20 protein-coding genes are annotated in these 19,506 nt (G+C 53.6%); 5 read left to right on the top strand and 15 right to left on the bottom strand.

Annotation, left to right across the window (positions count from 1 at the left end; all coding sequences use genetic code 11):
- Positions 1 to 3: 3 nt before the first annotated feature.
- From G3I67_RS03335 to G3I67_RS03320, 4 genes are read right to left on the bottom strand one after another with little or no spacing between them, the layout of a single operon-like run.
- Positions 4 to 759, bottom strand: a complete 756-nt coding sequence (locus G3I67_RS03335) for a HesA/MoeB/ThiF family protein (RefSeq protein WP_163651574.1) — start codon at positions 757 to 759, stop codon at positions 4 to 6.
- Positions 756 to 1,535, bottom strand: coding sequence for a BON domain-containing protein (locus G3I67_RS03330; protein WP_163651573.1), 780 nt, complete (start codon positions 1,533 to 1,535; stop codon positions 756 to 758). Before G3I67_RS03330 ends, G3I67_RS03335 begins: the two co-directional genes overlap by 4 nt.
- Positions 1,532 to 2,125: a phosphoheptose isomerase gene (locus G3I67_RS03325; protein WP_163651572.1), complete on the bottom strand. Its 594-nt coding sequence runs from the start codon at positions 2,123 to 2,125 to the stop codon at positions 1,532 to 1,534. Before G3I67_RS03325 ends, G3I67_RS03330 begins: the two co-directional genes overlap by 4 nt.
- A gap of 33 nt (positions 2,126 to 2,158) precedes the next feature.
- Complete coding sequence (locus tag G3I67_RS03320; protein ID WP_163651571.1) at positions 2,159 to 2,689, bottom strand: YraN family protein; 531 nt, start codon at positions 2,687 to 2,689, stop codon at positions 2,159 to 2,161.
- Between the two features lie 63 nt (positions 2,690 to 2,752).
- Between G3I67_RS03320 and rsmI the strand changes: the two genes are divergently transcribed.
- Positions 2,753 to 3,700: a 16S rRNA (cytidine(1402)-2'-O)-methyltransferase gene (gene rsmI, locus G3I67_RS03315; RefSeq protein WP_163651570.1), complete on the top strand. Its 948-nt coding sequence runs from the start codon at positions 2,753 to 2,755 to the stop codon at positions 3,698 to 3,700.
- A 2-nt stretch (positions 3,701 to 3,702) separates the two neighbouring features.
- Here rsmI and G3I67_RS03310 read toward each other — a convergent pair whose 3' ends face one another.
- The 10 genes from G3I67_RS03310 to G3I67_RS03265 form a co-directional block, all read right to left on the bottom strand.
- Entirely contained in the window at positions 3,703 to 4,752 is a 1,050-nt protein-coding gene (locus G3I67_RS03310) for a septal ring lytic transglycosylase RlpA family protein (protein WP_163651569.1), read from the bottom strand.
- The gene (rapZ, locus tag G3I67_RS03305) at positions 4,749 to 5,621 is read right to left on the bottom strand and encodes an RNase adapter RapZ (RefSeq protein ID WP_163651568.1); all 873 of its coding nucleotides are present in this window, start codon (positions 5,619 to 5,621) and stop codon (positions 4,749 to 4,751) included. The genes G3I67_RS03310 and rapZ overlap by 4 nt, the downstream gene beginning before the upstream one ends.
- 1 nt (position 5,622) lies before the next feature.
- A complete protein-coding gene (gene hprK, locus G3I67_RS03300; protein ID WP_163651567.1) occupies positions 5,623 to 6,549 on the bottom strand; it encodes an HPr(Ser) kinase/phosphatase in 927 nt (308 codons plus the stop codon).
- 32 nt (positions 6,550 to 6,581) lie between these two features.
- On the bottom strand, positions 6,582 to 7,046 hold the full coding sequence (locus tag G3I67_RS03295) for a PTS sugar transporter subunit IIA (RefSeq protein ID WP_163651566.1): 465 nt from the start codon (positions 7,044 to 7,046) through the stop codon (positions 6,582 to 6,584).
- Between the two features lie 92 nt (positions 7,047 to 7,138).
- Complete coding sequence (gene hpf / locus G3I67_RS03290; protein ID WP_163651565.1) at positions 7,139 to 7,465, bottom strand: ribosome hibernation-promoting factor, HPF/YfiA family; 327 nt, start codon at positions 7,463 to 7,465, stop codon at positions 7,139 to 7,141.
- 218 nt (positions 7,466 to 7,683) lie between these two features.
- Positions 7,684 to 8,472 carry an LPS export ABC transporter ATP-binding protein gene (lptB, locus tag G3I67_RS03285; protein WP_163651564.1) on the bottom strand — a complete coding sequence of 263 codons (789 nt, stop codon included), beginning with the start codon at positions 8,470 to 8,472 and terminating at the stop codon, positions 7,684 to 7,686.
- A 34-nt stretch (positions 8,473 to 8,506) separates the two neighbouring features.
- On the bottom strand, positions 8,507 to 9,139 hold the full coding sequence (gene lptA, locus G3I67_RS03280) for a lipopolysaccharide transport periplasmic protein LptA (protein WP_163651563.1): 633 nt from the start codon (positions 9,137 to 9,139) through the stop codon (positions 8,507 to 8,509).
- Complete coding sequence (gene lptC / locus G3I67_RS03275) at positions 9,136 to 9,765, bottom strand: LPS export ABC transporter periplasmic protein LptC (protein ID WP_163651562.1); 630 nt, start codon at positions 9,763 to 9,765, stop codon at positions 9,136 to 9,138. The genes lptA and lptC overlap by 4 nt, the downstream gene beginning before the upstream one ends.
- A gap of 9 nt (positions 9,766 to 9,774) precedes the next feature.
- A complete protein-coding gene (locus G3I67_RS03270) occupies positions 9,775 to 10,374 on the bottom strand; it encodes a KdsC family phosphatase (RefSeq protein ID WP_163651561.1) in 600 nt (199 codons plus the stop codon).
- A 12-nt stretch (positions 10,375 to 10,386) separates the two neighbouring features.
- A complete protein-coding gene (locus G3I67_RS03265; protein WP_235931686.1) occupies positions 10,387 to 11,328 on the bottom strand; it encodes a KpsF/GutQ family sugar-phosphate isomerase in 942 nt (313 codons plus the stop codon).
- Between the two features lie 196 nt (positions 11,329 to 11,524).
- Here G3I67_RS03265 and purT point away from each other — a divergent pair, with 196 nt between their 5' ends.
- Positions 11,525 to 12,766 carry a formate-dependent phosphoribosylglycinamide formyltransferase gene (gene purT / locus G3I67_RS03260; RefSeq protein WP_163651559.1) on the top strand — a complete coding sequence of 414 codons (1,242 nt, stop codon included), beginning with the start codon at positions 11,525 to 11,527 and terminating at the stop codon, positions 12,764 to 12,766.
- Positions 12,763 to 13,314: an adenine phosphoribosyltransferase gene (locus G3I67_RS03255; RefSeq protein ID WP_163651558.1), complete on the top strand. Its 552-nt coding sequence runs from the start codon at positions 12,763 to 12,765 to the stop codon at positions 13,312 to 13,314. The genes purT and G3I67_RS03255 overlap by 4 nt, the downstream gene beginning before the upstream one ends.
- Positions 13,315 to 13,316: 2 nt before the next feature.
- On the opposite strand, the gene ilvA is transcribed toward G3I67_RS03255, so the two are convergent.
- Positions 13,317 to 14,870 carry a threonine ammonia-lyase, biosynthetic gene (gene ilvA, locus G3I67_RS03250; RefSeq protein ID WP_163651557.1) on the bottom strand — a complete coding sequence of 518 codons (1,554 nt, stop codon included), beginning with the start codon at positions 14,868 to 14,870 and terminating at the stop codon, positions 13,317 to 13,319.
- Positions 14,871 to 14,947: 77 nt separating this feature from the next.
- Between ilvA and G3I67_RS03245 the strand changes: the two genes are divergently transcribed.
- Together G3I67_RS03245 and G3I67_RS03240 are read left to right on the top strand one after the other, a co-directional pair.
- Positions 14,948 to 15,445 (top strand): YqaA family protein, encoded by a 498-nt coding sequence (locus tag G3I67_RS03245; RefSeq protein WP_163652082.1) that lies wholly within the window; start codon positions 14,948 to 14,950, stop codon positions 15,443 to 15,445.
- A 90-nt stretch (positions 15,446 to 15,535) separates the two neighbouring features.
- Positions 15,536 to 19,486, top strand: coding sequence for a DUF3683 domain-containing protein (locus G3I67_RS03240; protein WP_163651556.1), 3,951 nt, complete (start codon positions 15,536 to 15,538; stop codon positions 19,484 to 19,486).
- The last annotated feature ends 20 nt before the right edge of the window (positions 19,487 to 19,506 follow it).

Below are 19,506 nucleotides of genomic sequence, written 5' to 3'. Positions count from 1 at the left end.
AAGCTAGGCAACTTGTTTGTGGCAAACGCCACATCCTGGATCGCGCCGAATCCGCACGCTGTGCCACTGCATGTCCAATGCGTCCAGAATCAGTAGGCGTCCGGCAAGTGGGGTGCCGATGCCCGCCAGAACTTTAATTGCCTCGGCGGCCTGCATGCTACCGATAATGCCGACTAATGGCGCAAAGACTCCAGTTGTTGCGCAACTGACTGGTTCTACGTCCTCAGCTTCCGGAAACAGGCAGTGATAACACGGCGCATCAGGCAATCGCGGATCGAATACGCTGATCTGACCCTCGAAGCGGATCGCCGCACCGGAAACAAGAGGCTTTTGATGCATGACACAACTGCGATTGATCGCGTGCCGCGTCGCAAAGTTGTCCGTACAGTCGACAACCAGGTCTACAGAACGGATTTCTTCATCGAGTGATGTTTGATCCATACGCAAAGTTCTGGTTTCAACTTTGATGCTCGGATTGAGTGCCAACATGGTTTGACGTCCGGACTCGGCCTTGAAATGTCCGAGCCGGTCGGTTGTGTGCAAAATCTGTCGCTGCAGATTGCTGATCTCGACAGTATCATGATCGGCAAGAATGATATGGCCAATCCCTGCTGAGGCCAGATACATCGCCGTAGGGGATCCGAGTCCTCCGGCTCCAACCACTAATACCTTGGCAGCCAGAAGTTTCTCTTGCCCCTCTATGCCCAATTCGTCCAGCAATATGTGCCGGGCGTACCGAAGCAGTTGGTCGTCGTTCATTGGATCGGTATTGCCTGGACAGTGCCGCTAGGTACGGCGGGCACTTCAACTGCGCCGCCATCTTGCATGGCGCCGCCCTGTTGAACACCTCCCGTCGAACCTTCGCCGATTGGTGCGCCTTCACCTTTCGGTGTAGTGCGGGTACCGGTCATGCTATCGAGCCTGTTGGCTTCTGCCGGGGTGATAATCTGAAATAGTTTTTCGACTCGACGAACTCCACTGACCTGCGCGGCAGCAGCTGCTGCAACATCACCTTCATGCTGCGTCACCATGCCCATCAGGTAAACGACACTACGTACTGTAGTGACGACGATAGTGCGCGAAGGGACTTCCTTGGTGGTCGCAAGCGTGGCGATGACTTTGGATGTGATCCACGTGTCGTTGGTGATGACCGAGAAGGGCGAGATTTCTTCTACGACCACTATTTGGTTGACAACAGATTTGACCTTATCAATTTTGCTTGCGATTTCCGCAGCCTGAGTCTTGATTTCCTGATTGAGCGATTCGCCGGTAAGCAAAACAACACCGTTGTATACGGTCGCATTGATGCGCGCCACATCGCCGTATCGGTTGCGCATCTCATTGTTGACCTTCAGCTCGATCGTGAGGTCGTCGGCTTGTTGCATGGCTGATCTACGGTCGACAACGACAACTCCGGCAGTTGCCGCTGCAGCACCACCCACGACAAGCGGAACACAACCTTGCATTGAAACTGCAACGCCACTTAGCAAAACAATACAAGCCAGCGGGCGGGTAAGGCGCTTTAGAAATGTCAATTTGCTTCTCCAAGCAAAAGAGTGTCAATGCCATCGCATAGTAAATGCAACAAGAGAATGTGGACTTCCTGGATTCTCATGGTTCTGTCGTGAGGCACGCATAAATGGATATCGCCGTCATTCAGCATTTCGCCGATGGCTCCTCCGCCTTTTCCCGTCAGTGCGATTACGTGCATGTCTCGCTCATGGGCGGCTTCGATCGCCAATTTGACGTTTGCAGAATTGCCGCTAGTCGAAATCGCCACGAGCACGTCCCCGTGCTGTCCCAGGGCGCTGACCTGACGGCTGAAAATCTGATCGAAGCTGTAGTCGTTTCCGACAGCAGTCATGATTGATGTGTCGGTATTGAGCGCGATACCGGCAAGCGGCAATCTGTCCCTCTCGAATCGACCGACAAGTTCGGCAATAAAGTGTTGCGCATCCGCAGCCGATCCACCATTACCGCAGGCCAGGATTTTTGCATTATTGGTCACTGATCCAAAACACAAGTCGATCGCCAGGCGCAGCGGGTTGCACAGGGCATCCATGCTGCGACGGGTGGCTTGTATATTGTCTTCGAAGTGGGCGATGAGTTTCGGGGTGAGATCCATGGCATTTTGTATAAAAAGATTAGTTTCATTATCTCACTTATCTTGCCGGATTCGTACGGCATCTTTACACCAGAATACCCGCGTTGCTTCAAAGGCGATTACGTCGAATCTGCAAGGTGGCAATATCCCATTGAAGTAGCGTCTGGTCAGTGCCGGCAACCACCATTGGGCGGTGAGAATCATTTTCCTCTGTTTGGCCGGAGTCACACTGGCTGCGGCGCCTCCGTAGAGTCCGCTTGACCGCGACCGTACTTCGATAAAGATTAAATTGACTTCGTCGCGGGCGATCAGATCAATCTCGCCGAAGGGGCTGTGCAATTGATGCTCAAGAATGATGAGGTTTGCCTTTCTCAAAAATGCGCTTGCTCTTGCCTCGTACTCATCGCCCCGGGCCTGGCGAGCGGATCGTTTTACAGCATTTCGTCCCGAATCCGATGAGGCGCCAAAGGCTACCGACTTTTGCTGGATTTGATTTTTACGGCGCCGATGACATCTTTCTGCGTTTCTCTGTGCTTGGCGTGCCAAATGAAAAAGAGCTAAATCGGGGTCCAAAAAATGAGTCATTGTTGAATGCTTGGTGAAAAACATGCTCTAAACTGCCATAACGATGGTTTGAATTGTTCCCTTATGACTGAAAATGTCCTATCCGAGGATGTGCCCGAGGCGTGGGCGCGAGTGGGGTCGCGCGTTGATGCGCAATCCTGGCCGAGTCACGCCTTATACGTGGTGGCAACGCCGATCGGCAATCTTGGCGATCTGACGTTAAGAGCCTGGCAAGCGTTGAGTCGGGCGGATATCATTGCCGCAGAAGATACGCGCGCGACACGCACGTTGCTTGATGCGTGGGGTATTGCAACCCCGCTTATGTCCGCTCACCGTCACAACGAGGTCAGTGCCGCTCAGGCGATTGTCGAGAGGCTTCGGACAGGGCAGCGTGTCGCGCTGGTGTCCGATGCTGGCGCCCCTGCGGTGAGCGACCCTGGGGGACGGGTGGTTCAGTCTGTCCATGAGGCAGGATTCAAAGTTGTTCCATTGCCTGGCCCTAGTGCCGTGATCACGGCTTTAATGGCCACAGGTGTCACGACGGATGCCATGCCGGGCTTTTTGTTTGCCGGGTTCGCGCCAACCAAATCTATGGCGCGACAGCGTTGGTTCAAGCAGTTTTCGGGGTTGCCGGCGGCTATGATTTATTATGAAGCTCCGCATCGTATTGCCTCAAGCTTGCAGGATTTGCTTTCGGTTGCCGGCCCGCTTCGAAAGGTCTCGTTCGCAAGAGAATTGACTAAAAGGTTCGAGGAGGTGGCAACCATGCCGCTTGCGCAGGCGCCCCTGTGGATTAAGGGCGACCCCCATCGGGAGCAGGGCGAGTACGTGGTGATATTGCATGCGCAAGATCGTGATGGTGTGTCCGATGAGTCGGTCGATCAAGCCACAAACACAGCCTCTGTCGATTCATGGCTGGACGCATTGCTTGAAACAGTTTCGGTTCGTGATGCTGCCCGTATCGCGGCGCGTGCAACTGGCTTGTCGCGGGATTTACTTTATGCGCGCGCTTTGTCTCGCAAGCCTAAATGATCTTATGGAAGCGAAAGGCTTGGTGTCGTTCCGGTCGCATTGCCTACCGGAGACAGGGCCTGAATGGCTGCATCACGACTGGCGAATGGGCCAATCCGTACCCGGTATAGATTGTTTGCGCTTCGGTCGATTAATACGGGAGCATCCACGTGCGCAGGCAGTTGTTCTGTAACGCGCGCTGCGAGTGATTGGGCTTTCGCTTGATCGCTAAATGCCCCTAGTTGTAAAAACATGGCATTAGGAGCGACAACGGTAGCGTTGCGCGGGACTGCGTTTTGTGAGGATGCGATTGGCGGTAACTCGCGGGGTAAAGGGGCAGGCGGAGGTGTTGATTTCAAGACATCTTCGGGTGGCTTGGCCGTAGGTGATCCATCCGGTTTCAGTTGAACATTCGATGTCGGACCAAGTGGCATGGGTTCAGCCATCACGGGAGCCGCGAGCGCAACGGGGGTGGTAGATGTTGCCGCGACATCATCCCGGGGTGGGACAGGTTGCCAGTTTCGGATTTGCTCAGGCATGATGCGTTCAACTAAAACTTCGGTGCTGCCCGGTCCGAGCATGCCAAGCTTGTATGCGGCCACATAGGATAAGTCGATGATCCGATCGCTGTGAAACGGTCCGCGATCATTGACGCGTAAAACAACTGTTTTATTGTTCTCGAGACGAGTGACTCGTACGTAGCTGGGAATAGGCAATGTGGGGTGTGCAGCGGTCATGGCATACATGTCATAACGTTCCCCGTTCGAAGTCGAGTTGCCGTGAAACTTCTTGCCGTACCAGGACGCTCGCCCCTGAACTCGATAGGGCTTGCCGGAGGTATCAGGGGTGTAACTGCGCCCGAATACTGTGTATGGTTTGTTTGCGCCGCTAGCTAATGGTTCTATTTTCGGAACGGCATCGGGCACAAGGTGCAGATTCGGGGGAGGATTCGCCTCGGGGCCATCGTCTTTGTAGTATCCGCCTCCGCGCTTGCTCGAACAGGCTGCAAGTAAAACGAGAATCAGGCAAGCGATCAGCGCACGCCCATATCCACGGTTAGATGCTTGTCTCATTCAAACTCTGGTCGATTGCGGTGACGCACGAGCAGTGGGCGGTGTTCGGTAAATCGCTCGCCCAAAGCTTGCACAATGTAAACAGATCTATGCTTTCCGCCGGTGCAGCCGATCGCAACGGTCAAGTAGCTGCGCGTATCCTCTATGTAGCGAGGCAGCCATTTACGAATAAACGATTCGATATCATCAATCATGGCATTGACATCGTCAAAGCTTGATAACCAGTCGGCGACCGGCTTGTCGCGTCCGGTCAAAGGACGAAGCGTTGGGTCGTAATGAGGATTGGGTAGGCAGCGAACATCGAACACAAGATCGGCATCGCGCGGGACACCATTTTTAAAGGCGAAAGATTCGAATGTCAGAGTAAGCGGGCCACGATCGGCTTGAACCAGTTCGCGAATCCATGCACGTAATTGCCCCGGCATCAAGCCGGATGTGTCAACGACGTGAGACTGGCTACGCAGGGAGTCGAGAAGCTCTCGTTCATGAGTAATGCAGTCTAATAGGCTTGGCACAGTACCCGAGGCGCTGAGTCTGTCCGACAAAGGGTGCCGGCGACGGGATTCGGAGTATCGTTGCGAAAGTGTGGCATCGTCCGCATCCAAAAATACAACCCGCAGATGCGTCCCCATTGCGCGCAGTGCGGTCAGCACGTCAGGCAATTCATTTAGTTCGCCGGGCGATCGCGCATCGATAGCAACTGCCACACGCTCGGTACCATCATGTCGCATCGATGCGATGAATTCATGCAAAAACCTGACCGGCAAATTATCGACGCATGTGTAACCGGAGTCTTCAAGCATACGTAAAGCGACGGATTTTCCGGAACCCGAAATGCCTGTTAACAAGACAACGTTGAGCTCGATCATTTCAGGTCGTCCCCTGCGCGATAGCCTGAGCTTGCCTTTCCATGAATTCAGTCAACGTGTCGATCCCGCGTAGTTGGAGAATCGTATTGCGTACCGCAGCCTCAACCAATACGGCCAAATTGCGTCCGGCAGCGACCTGAAGCATGACCTTTCGAATCGGACATCCCAGCATCTCCTGAGTCATGTCCTGTAAAGGCAGTCGTTCGAATTTGTCCTGTGCTGTCGCGCGAACTAGGTGCACGATGAGTTTTAGTTTCATTTTTCGCCGCACAGATGTCTCGCCGAAAATGGTTCGGATATTCAGTAAGCCCAGACCGCGAACTTCCAACATATTTTGCAACAAGGGCGGACAATGTCCGTCGATGACATTAGGTGATGTGCGTGAAAGCTCGACCGCATCGTCCGCAACCAAGCCGTGTCCGCGTGAAATCAGTTCGAGTGCAAGCTCACTTTTACCCAAACCTGATTCGCCTGTGATGAGTACGCCCAATCCCAAAACATCCATAAAAACGCCATGCACGGTCGTCGTTGGCGCAAGCCGTCGGCCAAGATAAATTCGAAGCAAGTCGATTAATTCGGCAGCTGGCTTTGTGGTGCTCAGTAGTGGAACGTGATTGAGTTCACAATGCTCGATCAAATCCTCTGTCGCAGGCAAGCCGTCCGCAATGAGAATGGCCGGTACGCCGCCCGCTAGCAATTCATCCACTTGCCTAACCCGGCGTTTCAAATCGAACCGGGTGTAGTAGTCCATTTCCTCGCGACCGAAGACTTGTATGCGCGTGGGGTGTATCAGGTTCAAGTGCCCGATCAGATCGGCAGCGGCCATGCCATTGTCGGGAATCAGCCGGTCGGCCGCGGATTGCCCGGCAATCCATGCGAAGGTGATGTCGTCCGTATTGTCATCGACCAGGTCCTGCACCGTCAGCATATAGACTCCGTGAAAGGTGGGGTGGTGACGCGTCAGTCGTTTGAAGGGCGGCTGCTCGTAAGGAGTTTGTGCACGACTAAAGGATCGGTTTCGAGCAAAAGTCGCGCACGCAAAGCGTCATCAGAAAGCAATTCGGCTAATTCGGCAAGTATATCCAGATGTTGTTGCGCTGCGTTTTCCGGCGCCATCAAAAAAAGCATCAAATTGACCGGTTTTCCATCGGGCGCGTCGAAAGGGACCGCGCGGTCCAGACGCACAAATGCGGCCACGCTTTGGGAAATGCCCTTGACTCGCCCATGAGGGACAGCCACGCCCTCTCCCAACCCGGTTGAGCCGAGTTTTTCACGAGCAAACAAACTGTCGAACACAGCGGCACGTTCAAGACCGTTGTTGTTTTCGAAGAGCAGACCGGCTTGTTCAAAAGCGCGCTTCTTGCTGGATACGGATAGATCCAGCACGATATTGCTCGCCGGCAAAATTCGCGACAAGAGTTTCATGTCCCGATTATATGATGCGGCGCAATAGAACTGCAGGGAAATTTAATGGATTCAAATTGAAACACCCGCCGGTGGGCGGGTGATTTTGACGATCAGGCTGCCTCAAATACCTGTCGTTTCACGGCGATATGCGCGTGGTTTTGGGTGCGGTTTTTATGCTGGATGACTTTGCGGTCGATTTTGTCGACGAGCAGATCAATCGAGGCATAAAGGTTTTCTTCCATGGCTTCGCAATGGATGTCCTTGCCGCTTAGATGTAACGTGATTTCAGCTCGGTGTTTGAGAGGCTCAACCGATAGCATGACCTGTGTGTTGATGACGTGATCAAAATGTCGCAGGACGCGAGCCATTTTTGTCTGGATATATTCCCGAATCGCGGGAGTGACCTCAAGATGGTGACCAGTAATGCTCAGGTTCATGAATAATCTCCATAAAAGAGGAAAGGGGTGCGCGGATGCGCGGTACGGACAGTTAGGCAAACTCCTCAATTTCTGTTGTCATGATTTAAGTGTAGTGACTTATTGGCAGAATGCAAGAGGCAATAAATCCAAATAACGATTTATTACAAAAAAACTTGACGCATCTTTAGGTGCGGCGCAGCAAAACGCCTGACCTCGGATTGAGGTCAGGCAATCGTTTACATTTTGAAATGCTCGCCTAGATAAACTCTGCGTACGGCGGGATCGTCGACGATTTGATCAGGTTGGCCGGAGGTGAGTACCTTGCCTTCGCTGATGATATAAGCTCGATCGCATATGCCGAGTGTTTCGCGCACATTGTGATCCGTGATCAATACTCCAATGCCACGACTTTTGAGAAACCGGACAATGCGCTGAATTTCAATGACTGCGATCGGATCGACGCCTGCAAACGGTTCGTCCAAAAGAATGAATCGCGGTCGTGTGGCCAGAGCGCGCGAGATTTCAACCCGACGACGCTCTCCTCCGGAGAGGGATAAAGCGCTATTGCGGCGAATATGATTGATCTGGAGTTCTTCCAGCAGAGAATCAAGTTGCTCTTCAATTTGTGGCTTGGAAAATTTCCGGCCGTTTTGATCGGTTTGCAGTTCAAGTACGGCTCGAATGTTTTCTTCAACCGTCAGGCGCCTGAAGACGGAGGCGTCCTGCGGCAAATAAGATAATCCTTTGCGCGCCCGTTGGTGTATCGGCATGCTGCTGACGGATGCTCCGTCGATTTCAATGCGTCCGGCATCTGCTGCGACCAAACCTACGATCATATAAAAACTCGTGGTTTTACCAGCACCATTCGGACCTAACAGCCCTACGACTTCTCCGCTGTTGACCGATAACGAGACATCCTGCACGACCATACGACCGCCATAGGATTTGCGCAAGCCGGTCGCGCCCAGGCTGCCCGAGGCTGTTTGCAAATCAGACGTTAAACCGGCGAAATTGGATGTTTGCATGCGAAGGTATTGTGTTTGTGCGGTGGTTGAAGATTTAACGTGTGGGGGCAGGTGCTGGGGCAGTACCCTGTCTGGCTTTGCATTCGGCAACAGCCGCTTCAGCTCTGGCACGAGGTTGTGCAACGGAACGGACACGACCTCCGGGATTAACCGAATCCGGACCTGAATAGGCTTCATAAGTATCCGTTTTCTGGTAGTACCGAACTTTCTGCCCGCTCACGTTATCGAATTTTTTTCCGCAGATAAACCGGGTGACTACTGCCTGACCGATGAGATCGAAGGTTTCATCCTTGCCGTTGTATTCGCCTACCTGCCCAATCCCCTCGATGACTTCGAAGTTTTCAGGGCGATCCTGGCGAATAAAGACGCGTTTGCCGGGAGCAACGGTTGCCACACCAAACTGGAAGCCTTCAGCATCTTCATTCAGAACCAATTTATCGGAGTTTAGTGTCATCAGCCCTCGTGTCATGACGACATTTCCGGTGAAGGTGCTTTCACGTTTGACATCGTCATAGTGCAAAGTGTCGGAAAGGATTTGCGTACTAGGCTCTTCCTGGCTTGTGGGAGTTTTGGAACCAGTTTTTTGAGCGTAAGCCTCGAAAGCTCCCAGCGCAATTGCAGTCGCGAAAAGAAGTCCGAGCGTGCGATGCGTGAAATATTGGGTCATGGTTTTCCTGTTTTGCCGGCTGCAGGTTTAGCGCCTACTTGAGAGTCTTTTCTATCTTTGGGCGCGATATCCATATCTGACGATTTAAACACGTCAATCTCGCGGGTGGCATTGTTGTAGAGCATTCCTATTCCGTTTAAGCGGGAACGTCCATTGATGGCAATGCCTGGAAGATCGGTGTAGCTAATATCTTCCTTGACCAGAATCGTGATGATATCGCTACGAAAATTCAATGGCTGATGATTCACATCACCGAGTCGCAACAGTACCGCATCGCCTTTCATGATGATTCTGTCGCCTTCATCGTAGATCGTGGCAGCTTTGGCGGTGCCGACAGTCAGGGGGTTTTCCGGGCGAAGGGAAAAGGCGCGGGGTGCATCTACATCGTACGAATCATCGTCCGGAAAATGCTCCATCCGGTCTCCTTCAAGTCTGGTGATGACTTGACCGAGCATGTTTGTGCGCAGGATAACGGGATTGACAGCCCAGTTATCCATTTCATGTGTGTTCTTGCTCGGCGGATCGATTTCAACGGCTCGTTCCGCGTATTCGGCCGCCCACCATGTTCCCATCACAAGAATGATCAGTATCGCGAACGTAAAGAAGATCGAGAATTTTTCTTTCATTGTTCGTTGTTATTGAACCGCACCGGTGCCAAGCCGGCCCGGTTGAAAAAAACCGCCGAGCTTTTGTTGCGAAGCCAATATCAGGTCGCAACATTCGCGAGCCGCTCCCATGCCACCGCTGCGGGTGGCAACCCAATGCGCCGCCTGAGCGATGTAGGCAGGGGCATCGGGCACCGTAGCGGCAAACCCGGCGCGTTGCATTGCGGGTACGTCAATCAGATCGTCGCCCATGAAGCCGATGTGCTCAAGCTCGATACGGTGTTTGGCTGCCAGGCTGAGTAGTGCTGCCCCTTTGTCTCGCACGTTTTGCATGACATCGCCTAGGCCGAGTTCGGCTGCGCGTCGGTCCACGATGGGGCCTTCACGGCCTGTGACGAGTGCAACTTTGATGCCGCTGATCTGCAACATTTTTAGCCCGTGACCATCGAGTGAATGAAAGCGCTTGAACACTTCACCTTGGTCACCGTAATAAAGGCTACCATCGGTCAGGACTCCATCCACGTCGAACACCATCATGCGCAGGTGCGAAAGGCGTTTGCGCAAAGGTTCGGCAATGCGCGCCAGAACAAGCGCTTCGGCAGGGTGGGGGAAAGGTTGAATTTTGTTCATTTCGTAATCGACTCAGACAACTTTTGCAGCCATCAGGTCATGCATATGCAAAGCGCCAATCAACCTGCCGTCTCCATCGGCGACCAGCATCTGATTTAACCGGTGTTCATCCATGATCACTGCCGCATCAACTGCGAGCGCATCAGAGGAAATATGTCGCGGGTTCGGGTGCATGCCATCACGAATAGATAACTGGCGAATATCGCCACACCGCTCAATCAGACGGCGTAAATCGCCGTCGGTAAAAATGCCAACGGCTTTTCCGGAAGGGGCAACAACGGCGGTCATGCCCATTCCCTTTCGGGAAATTTCTTCGAGTGCGTTAAAAATAGTGGCGTCCTCAGTGACGCGAGGCAGTGCGTCTCCCTGGCGCATGATGTCCGAGACCCGAGTCAGCAACTTGCGTCCTAGCGCACCTCCGGGGTGGGATCTGGCGAAATCGTCCGCTCCGAAGCCACGGGCTTGCAAGCAAGCCACCGCTAGCGCGTCTCCCATGGCCAGACACGCCGTTGTGCTTGAAGTGGGGGCAAGATTAAGCGGGCAGGCTTCATGCGCGACACTGACATCAATGTGTACGTCCGATAGGCGTGCAAGCTCGGATTGGGGGTTGCCGGTCATGGAGATGACTTTAATCCCCAGCCTGTGGGCGGCAGGAAGAATGGTGAGCAGTTCCTGACCTGCACCGGAATAAGACAATGCAATCAGTAAATCCTGCGAACCTATCATGCCGATATCCCCATGAACGGCTTCGGCGGCATGTAGAAAAAAGGATGGTGTGCCCGTGGATGCTAGCGTAGCGGCAATTTTACGGCCGACATGCCCGGTTTTGCCCAGACCGCAGACTACAACACGGCCTTTGCACCCGAGCATGAAATTGACTGCGTCGGCGAAGGCATCCCCTATGCGCAATTGAAGATCAAGGATTGCTTGCGCTTCAACTTGTAAGGTATTCATCGCCGATTTGGCGGCTCGAGCACGCTCATCCGCATCCAACGGAGCTGGATGGGAAGATGGGTTGAGGGTAGGTTGCGCGGAGGACATAAGTTCATTTTAATCTGTTCGCGAGGAGTGCGGGTAGTTGCACGCGCTTCGCCTGTGTGGCACTCTGAGCGTTTGATTTTGATCCGGTTCCTGCATAGGACGTGTGTATATGACAGCAAGTTCGACTTCCGTATTGCCTACCCCCGTTCAACCTTTTGTCGCAGCTCTGGGTACGCCCCTGTCGGACAAGGGTTTGCGCGTCATGCTGCTTGGTTCTGGCGAACTTGGCAAAGAAGTCATCATCGCTTTGCAACGATTGGGTGTAGAGGTGATCGCGGTCGATCGATATGCCGATGCTCCGGGTCAACAGGTCGCACATCGGGCACATGTGATTGCCATGACGGATCGCGATGCGTTGCGCGCATTGATCGCTCAAGAGCGTCCGCACATCATTGTGCCCGAGATCGAAGCCATTGCAACGGATGTGCTTGCTGAAATCGAAGCCGCAGGATTGGCCCGTGTGACCCCCACTGCGCGTGCCGCTCAATTGACAATGAACCGCGAGGGCATTCGGCGCCTGGCAGCAGAAACATTGGTCTTGCCTACATCCCCATACCGCTTTGCCGAGTCTGTCGAAGAGCTCGCGCAAGCAACTGCTGTGGTGAAATTTCCATGCCTGGTCAAGCCTGTCATGTCTTCTTCAGGTAAAGGCCAGTCCGTGCTTCGCGGACCGGAAGATATCGAAAAAGCCTGGAAGTATGCTCAAGAGGGCGGAAGAGTCGGCGCGGGAAAGGTTATTGTCGAGGGATTTATTGATTTTGATTACGAAATTACGCTGCTGACGGTTCGTGCCGTAGGGGCGGATGGCCGGATTGAAACCAGATTTTGCGAGCCCATCGGTCATTTGCAAGTGGATGGCGATTACGTCGAAAGTTGGCAACCCCAGCCGATGTCGTCCACGGCTCTTCTGCGGGCGCGTGAGATCGCATTGAAAGTGACCGGTGAGTTGGGTGGGCAAGGGGTTTTTGGCGTCGAGCTTTTCGTCGCGGGAGATGATGTTTGGTTCTCCGAGGTGAGTCCGCGACCGCATGACACCGGATTGGTCACGCTGATTTCCCAGTTCCAAAACGAATTCGAGCTGCATGCCCGGGCGCTGTTGGGATTACCTGTCGATACGACGCTACGCGCTCCTGCCGCAAGCAGCGTGATTTATGGTGGCAAAGAAGCCAAGAGTGTTTCATTTGAAGGTGTTGCGCAGGCTTTGTACGAACCGGGGACGGATTTACGTCTGTTCGGCAAGCCTGAGTCATTTGTAAAGCGTCGTATGGGGGTTGGATTGGCGCTCGCGGATTCTGTGGACGCCGCGCGCGCCAAAGCGAAACGTGTTTCATCCGGTGTAATTGTCAAATGAATGCACAAAATCCCTCGATCGAAACAGTGAATTTGGTGCGCGGCTTAATCCGTGATGTGCCCGACTGGCCTAAGCCCGGCATATTGTTTCGCGATATCACGCCACTGATTCAAGATCCGCTGGCTTTCAGGGCGCTGATCGATTTATTTGTTTACCGTTATATGCGCCGGCGTCTTGATCTGATTGTGGGAATTGACGCTCGCGGATTTATTTTCGGAAGCGCGCTCGCCTATGCCTTGAATGTGGGCTTTGTTCCGGTGCGCAAGCAAGGCAAGCTGCCGTCTCAAACTGTTGGTCAATCCTATTCGCTCGAATACGGCGAGGCATCAGTTGAATTGCATGCCGACTCGGTCAAGCCGGGGCAGCGCGTACTCATTATTGATGATCTGGTTGCGACCGGAGGAACAATGCTGGCAGCGATCAAGCTGCTTCAAAAACTCGGCGGAAACGTGATTGAAGCAGCTGCGATTATCGACTTGCCGGAACTCGGAGGCTCTGCCGAAATCGCCAAGACTGAGACCCCGTTTTTCAGTATTTGTCGAATGTAGATTTACAAAAATAACTTGTAAGCCGGATTGTCGGTCTCGTTCCAATGCGGGTAGCCGAGTTCATCCAAAAATGCCTTGAATGCTTTTTTGTCTCCCGCAGGAACTTGAATCCCAATCAGGATCTGGCCGTAATCGGCACCCTGGTTCCTGTAGTGAAACAAGCTGATATTCCAGTCCGGTTTCATCGAGTTCAAAAAGCGCATCAATGCCCCGGGCCGCTCAGGGAACTCGAATCTATAGAGTAGCTCGTTGTTGGCTAGACTCGATCGCCCCCCCACCATGTGGCGCAGATGGGTCTTGGCCATTTCGTCATGAGTCAGATCCAGCGTGGCGAAACCATTTTTGCGAAAATTGGCTGCGATTTTGTCTTGTTCCGAGGGGCTTTGAACTTGGATTCCGACAAAAACGTGTGCTAGGGCCGAGTCTGAAATGCGATAGTTGAATTCGGTGACGTTGCGGTTGCCTACGAGCTGGCAAAGCGCTTTGAAGCTGCCGCGTTGTTCGGGAAGGGTGACGGCGAATACGGCCTCCCGATCTTCGCCGACCTCGGCGCGTTCCGCGACGAATCTAAGCCGATCAAAGTTCATGTTTGCGCCGCAGGCGATCGCCACCAGAGTCTTGCCCTTAAGTTTGTTGTCCAGTGCGTATTGTTTGGCACCGGCCAGTGCTAGCGCACCTGCTGGCTCCAGCACGCTACGGGTATCCTGGAATACATCCTTGAGCGCCGCGCAGATTGAGTCGGTATCCACTAGAACGTAATCGTCGACGTATTCTCGCGCCAGCCGAAATGTTTCGACTCCGACTTGTTTCACGGCTGTGCCGTCAGAAAATAGTCCGACCTCGGCCAGTGTGATGCGTCGTCCTGATTTGACGCTACGCGCCATTGCGTCCGAATCGATGGTCTGCACGCCAATGACCTTGATTTCAGGACGTAATTGCTTGACATAGGCCGCAATGCCGCTGATGAGTCCGCCTCCTCCGATTGCAACGAAAATAGCATCGATGGGACCTGCGTGCTGTCGCAGGATTTCCATGCCTATGGTGCCCTGACCGGCGATGACATCCGGGTCGTCAAAGGGGTGGACAAAAGTTAGTTTGTGCTTCTTTTCCAGTTCAGTTGCATGCTCGTAAGCATCTGTAAAGCTTTCGCCATGTAGCACAACGGTACCGCCCAATGCGCGAACGGCATCGATTTTGACTTGGGGGGTGGTGGTGGGCATGACGATCATGGCCTTGCACCCCAGGCGACGGGCTGACAGGGCGACGCCCTGGGCGTGGTTGCCTGCTGACGCGGCTATGACCCCTCTGGCCAAAGCCTGCGGGCTTAGATGCGCCATTTTGTTGTAGGCGCCCCGTAATTTGAAACTAAAAACCGGCTGAGTATCTTCACGCTTGAGTAGAATCGTATTGCCGGTTCGTGCAGATAACTGAGGCGCGATTTCCAGTGGTGTTTCGACAGCAACGTCATACACTTTGGAGGTCAGAATACGCTTTAGATAGTCGGTCGACATGTTGTTCCTGTGTTCGGGCGAATGACTTGATGCTGAAAAAGGCATTATCCCATGCGTCGGCTCATGCCCATCAGAGATGAAAAGGATTAGATCTGGAAGATATCTTGCAGTCCCTTAATGCCATGCTGGCCTTGCCCTATCTGGGGCTTGGTGCGATTTTCGCCATTAGCCTGTTGGCAGCCACTTTGCTGCCGATGGGATCTGAGCCGGCTCTTCTGGGGTATTTGATGCTTCAGCCCGATATGTTCTGGCCGGCATTGGTGATCGCAACGATTGGCAACACACTTGGCGGAGTCATTACATTCTGGATGGGGGTTGGCGCTCACCGTGCTTTAGAGCGGCTGCGGCACGAATCGCCCACGCCAGAGTCCGCAATCCATGGCTTTGCGGACTCACAGCAGCCCGATCGCTGGCGCAGCCGGGCGCTACGCATGACGAGGCATTACGGCCCCCCTGTCTTGTTGCTGTCCTGGTTGCCGTTGATAGGCGACCCGCTTTGTGCAGTCGCGGGTTGGATGCGCTTACCCTTTTGGCCTTGTCTTTTATTCATTGCCCTTGGTAAATTCGCCCGCTACGCAGTGATGACCGGCCTGATCCTGCCCATGATGCCTGCTTTGTGATGCGTATCTGGTTCGCAATGGGGTTATTACCTGGTTTTCTTTCCAATCGCATAAAATGGTGCTTTAAGGGCTTACCCCAACCGCATAATCATGAATGCCCCCTTTGATAGCCATCTTTTGAGCGCGGCTTTGCCGACTGACCCCCAGTCACGTTTGCGTGAGATCCCATATAACTACACATCCTTTTCGGATCGTGAAATCGTCTGCCGGCTACTCGGAGATGATGCCTGGGCGTTATTGTCGGATTTGCGTGGCGAAAGGCGGACCGGCCGGTCGGCCAGGATGCTTTACGAAGTATTGGGTGACATCTGGGTTGTCAAACGCAATCCCTATCTGCAGGATGATTTGCTGGACAATCCCAAGCGCCGCAAATTGCTTGTCGAAGCGCTGGAGCACAGGCTTGGCGAGATCGACAAGAGACGGTCAACCGGGCGCAGTGAGGACGAGCGCAGTCGCGATGAAAAAGTAGCCGGATTGCTTGATCGGGCTCATGCGGCAATACGCGCATTCGAAAGCAGTTTCGAGGTCACGGCGCAGTTGCGACGTCAGGTGAACAAAGTACTTGGACGATTGACTGCAAAAGACAATATCAAGTTCGACGGCTTGTCGCGCGTCTCGCATGTAACCGATGCGACCGATTGGCGTGTCGAATATCCCTTTGTTGTCCTAACCCCCGATCGCGAGGAAGAAATCGCGGCGCTGGTGCGGGGGTGTATTGAACTTGGTTTGACCATTGTGCCACGGGGTGGCGGTACTGGTTACACGGGTGGTGCGATTCCGCTGACCTGGAAGTCGGTTGTAATCAATACGGAAAAGCTCGACACATTGGGTAAGGTAGAGATCGGATCGTTGCCGGGCGTTGCTGCCCAGGTCGCAACGGTGCGAGCTGGCGCGGGCGTGGTGACCAAGCGTGTGTCCGAGGCGGCGGAGCATGCCGGGTTTGTTTTTGCCGTCGATCCCACCTCCTCGGAAGCTTCGTGTGTTGGTGGCAACGTTGCCATGAACGCGGGCGGTAAAAAGGCTGTTTTGTGGGGTACTGCGCTAGACAATCTGGCCTGGTGGCGGATGGTTGACCCAGATGGAAACTGGTTGGATGTGACGCGTCTTGATCACAATCTGGGCAAAATTCATGATGCAAAGCTTGTTCGCTTCGAGTTGAGCTGGTCAGATGGCGCTTACCCCGCCGGGGAACGTGTCCTGCGCACTAAAACAATCGAGATTGCTGGAGCTCACTTCCGCAAAGTTGGTCTTGGCAAGGATGTGACCGATAAATTTCTTGCTGGATTGCCCGGTGTTCAGAAGGAAGGTTGCGACGGGCTGATCACAGCCGCGAGATGGGTGCTGCATCGGATGCCATCGCATACGCGTACGGTCTGCCTAGAGTTTTTTGGTCAGGCACGGGATTCGATTCCCTCGATTGTCGAAATCAAGAATTATCTGGATACTTCTGGCCGGGATCGTGGCGCGTTGCTTGCAGGACTTGAGCATCTCGATGAGCGTTACTTGCGAGCGGTTGGCTATTCGACAAAGAGCAAGCGGGGCGTCCTGCCCAAAATGGTGCTGATCGGCGATATCGTCGGTGATGATGAGGCAGCTGTTGCCGCGGCAACAAGCGAAGTCGTGCGCCTGGCTAATACGCGTCATGGAGAGGGTTTTATTGCCGTCAGCGCTGAAGCCCGTAAAAAATTCTGGCTCGACAGGTCGCGAACCGCCGCAATCGCCCGCCATACCAATGCCTTCAAGATCAATGAAGACGTAGTGATCCCTCTGGGGCGCATGGGTGAATATACCGATCATATCGAGAGAATCAATATCGAACTTTCGACGCGCAACAAGCTTAAGCTGCTTGATGCGCTGCAGACGATGCTTGCCGGCCATTTGCCGATCGCCAAGTTGGATCGCAGCACCGAAGAGGGCGTATCTCTCGAAGAAGCGCTGGATGAAAGACGTCGTAATGCGATCGAATTGTTGAATCGTGTGCGCGATCGTTGGCAGTGGGTGCTGGACCATCTGGATTTGCCGTTGGCCGAGGCGCTGCCGGCACTGATAAGTCACGGACTCGAGCCTCTTGAGCCGGTTTTGACGGATCGCCTGATTGCTCAGCCAAATGCCCGATTGTTTGATGTGGTTCAAGATCGTACTTTGCGGATTTCCTGGAAAGCGGAAGTCAAGTGCGAACTGGACGGTTTGTTTGGCGGTAATGATTTTTCTCCTGTCCTGACAGAGTTGCAAGCTATTCATGACAAGGTGCTCAAGAGCCGGGTTTTTGTCGCGCTTCATATGCACGCGGGCGATGGCAATGTTCACACGAACATTCCGGTCAACTCCGACGATTATGAAATGCTTCAGGAGGCGAATGACGCCGTTGTGCGCATCATGAAGATCGCACGCGATCTGGATGGAGTCATTTCGGGGGAACACGGCATCGGTTTGACGAAGTATGAATTTTTGACTGAAGCCGAGCTATTGCCTTTTCAGAATTACAAGCGCGAAATCGATCCGAACGATCATTTCAACGCCGGCAAGCTGATGCCTGGTGCTGACTTGCGTCATGCGTGGACACCCAGTTTCGGTCTGATGGGCCATGAGTCCATCATCATGCAACAAAGCGATATCGGTGCGATTAGCAACTCAATCAAGGATTGTTTGCGATGCGGTAAATGCAAGCCTGTTTGCGCGACACATGTACCTAGAGCCAATCTTCTGTATTCGCCTCGTAACAAGATTCTGGCGACCTCGCTGCTGATCGAGGCCTTTTTGTACGAAGAGCAAACCCGTCGCGGCATCAGCCTGAAGCACTGGGAGGAGTTCGAGGATGTCGCGGATCATTGCACCGTCTGCCACAAATGCTACAACCCATGTCCGGTTGATATAGATTTTGGCGATGTTTCGATGAATATGCGCGCTTTATTGCGTCGTATGGGACATAAATCATTCAACGCCGGTACGACGGCTGCGATGTTCTTTTTGAACGCAAAGGATCCGGCCACGATCAATGCGACACGAGCCGCAATGATCGGCGTTGGCTACAAGATACAGCGTGCGGCACATGACGTGCTGTCAAAGTTCGCGCGCAAGCAGACCGCAAGTCCACCGGCTACGGTCGGAAAGCCAAAGATTCGAGAGCAGGTTGTTCACTTCGTCAACAAGAAATTGCCTGGTGGCCTGCCCAAGCAGACGGCTCGCAAACTGCTTGATATCGAAGATGCAAACTACGTGCCGATCATCCGTAATCCGGCTATGTCGGCCGAAACCGAGGCGGTGTTCTACTTTCCCGGCTGCGGTTCGGAACGACTGTTTTCTCAGGTCGGACTCGCGACACAGGCCATGCTCTGGCATGCCGGTGTGCAGACTGTTTTACCGCCAGGTGCAATGTGTTGCGGCTATCCCCAGCGCGGCAATGGCATGCAGGACAAGGCCGAACAGATCATGACGGATAATCGCGTGCTGTTTCACAGGGTTGCCAACACGCTTAATTATCTGGATATCAAAACGGTTGTGGTCAGTTGCGGTACTTGTTACGACCAGCTTGCCGGTTATGAGTTCGAGAAAATCTTCCCCGGCTGTCGCTTGATAGATATTCACGAATATCTGCTCGAAAAAGGGCTTGCATTGGATGGTATCGAAGGGACGCGTTATATGTATCACGACCCTTGTCATAGTCCGATGAAGCTTCAGGATCCGATGAAGACTGTGCGCGCTCTGGTGGGCGAGGCGACGATCAAAACGGATCGCTGTTGCGGAGAGTCGGGTACCTTAGCTGTGACACGCCCCGACATCTCGACACAAATCCGATTCCGCAAGGAAGAAGAGCTGGATAAGAACACATCCTCAATCCGTGCGGATGGGTTCAATGGCGACATCAAGATGTTGACCTCTTGCCCATCTTGTCTTCAAGGCTTGTCCAGATATGAAGGGGATACCGGGGCCAAGGCCGACTACATCGTGGTCGAAATGGCGCGCCGGGTTCTGGGCGAACAATGGCTTGAGGAGTATGTCGCCAAAGCCAATCAGGGCGGAATCGAAAGGGTGCTGGTTTAATCGCTGGTTGAACCAGCGAT

It is taken from the genome of Sheuella amnicola, assembly GCF_010499255.1.
Classification (GTDB): Bacteria; Pseudomonadota; Gammaproteobacteria; order Burkholderiales; family Burkholderiaceae_B; genus Zwartia; species Zwartia amnicola.
Note: the sequence above shows the minus strand (reverse complement) of the source record. Positions and strands in the feature narration are given on the sequence as shown.

Excerpts from the sequence above, each read along its gene's own strand:
- G3I67_RS03335 (WP_163651574.1), bottom strand. The coding sequence starts at position 759 with ATGAACGACGACCAACTGCTTCGGTACGCCCGGCACATATTGCTGGAC.
- G3I67_RS03325 (WP_163651572.1), bottom strand. The coding sequence starts at position 2,125 with ATGGATCTCACCCCGAAACTCATCGCCCACTTCGAAGACAATATACAA.
- G3I67_RS03320 (WP_163651571.1), bottom strand. The coding sequence starts at position 2,689 with ATGACTCATTTTTTGGACCCCGATTTAGCTCTTTTTCATTTGGCACGC.
- rsmI (WP_163651570.1), top strand. The coding sequence starts at position 2,753 with ATGACTGAAAATGTCCTATCCGAGGATGTGCCCGAGGCGTGGGCGCGA.
- G3I67_RS03310 (WP_163651569.1), bottom strand. The coding sequence starts at position 4,752 with ATGAGACAAGCATCTAACCGTGGATATGGGCGTGCGCTGATCGCTTGC.
- rapZ (WP_163651568.1), bottom strand. The coding sequence starts at position 5,621 with ATGATCGAGCTCAACGTTGTCTTGTTAACAGGCATTTCGGGTTCCGGA.
- hprK (WP_163651567.1), bottom strand. The coding sequence starts at position 6,549 with ATGCTGACGGTGCAGGACCTGGTCGATGACAATACGGACGACATCACC.
- G3I67_RS03295 (WP_163651566.1), bottom strand. The coding sequence starts at position 7,046 with ATGAAACTCTTGTCGCGAATTTTGCCGGCGAGCAATATCGTGCTGGAT.
- hpf (WP_163651565.1), bottom strand. The coding sequence starts at position 7,465 with ATGAACCTGAGCATTACTGGTCACCATCTTGAGGTCACTCCCGCGATT.
- lptB (WP_163651564.1), bottom strand. The coding sequence starts at position 8,472 with ATGCAAACATCCAATTTCGCCGGTTTAACGTCTGATTTGCAAACAGCC.
- lptA (WP_163651563.1), bottom strand. The coding sequence starts at position 9,139 with ATGACCCAATATTTCACGCATCGCACGCTCGGACTTCTTTTCGCGACT.
- lptC (WP_163651562.1), bottom strand. The coding sequence starts at position 9,765 with ATGAAAGAAAAATTCTCGATCTTCTTTACGTTCGCGATACTGATCATT.
- G3I67_RS03270 (WP_163651561.1), bottom strand. The coding sequence starts at position 10,374 with ATGAACAAAATTCAACCTTTCCCCCACCCTGCCGAAGCGCTTGTTCTG.
- G3I67_RS03265 (WP_235931686.1), bottom strand. The coding sequence starts at position 11,328 with ATGAATACCTTACAAGTTGAAGCGCAAGCAATCCTTGATCTTCAATTG.
- purT (WP_163651559.1), top strand. The coding sequence starts at position 11,525 with ATGACAGCAAGTTCGACTTCCGTATTGCCTACCCCCGTTCAACCTTTT.
- G3I67_RS03255 (WP_163651558.1), top strand. The coding sequence starts at position 12,763 with ATGAATGCACAAAATCCCTCGATCGAAACAGTGAATTTGGTGCGCGGC.
- ilvA (WP_163651557.1), bottom strand. The coding sequence starts at position 14,870 with ATGCCTTTTTCAGCATCAAGTCATTCGCCCGAACACAGGAACAACATG.
- G3I67_RS03245 (WP_163652082.1), top strand. The coding sequence starts at position 14,948 with ATGCTGGCCTTGCCCTATCTGGGGCTTGGTGCGATTTTCGCCATTAGC.
- G3I67_RS03240 (WP_163651556.1), top strand. The coding sequence starts at position 15,536 with ATGAATGCCCCCTTTGATAGCCATCTTTTGAGCGCGGCTTTGCCGACT.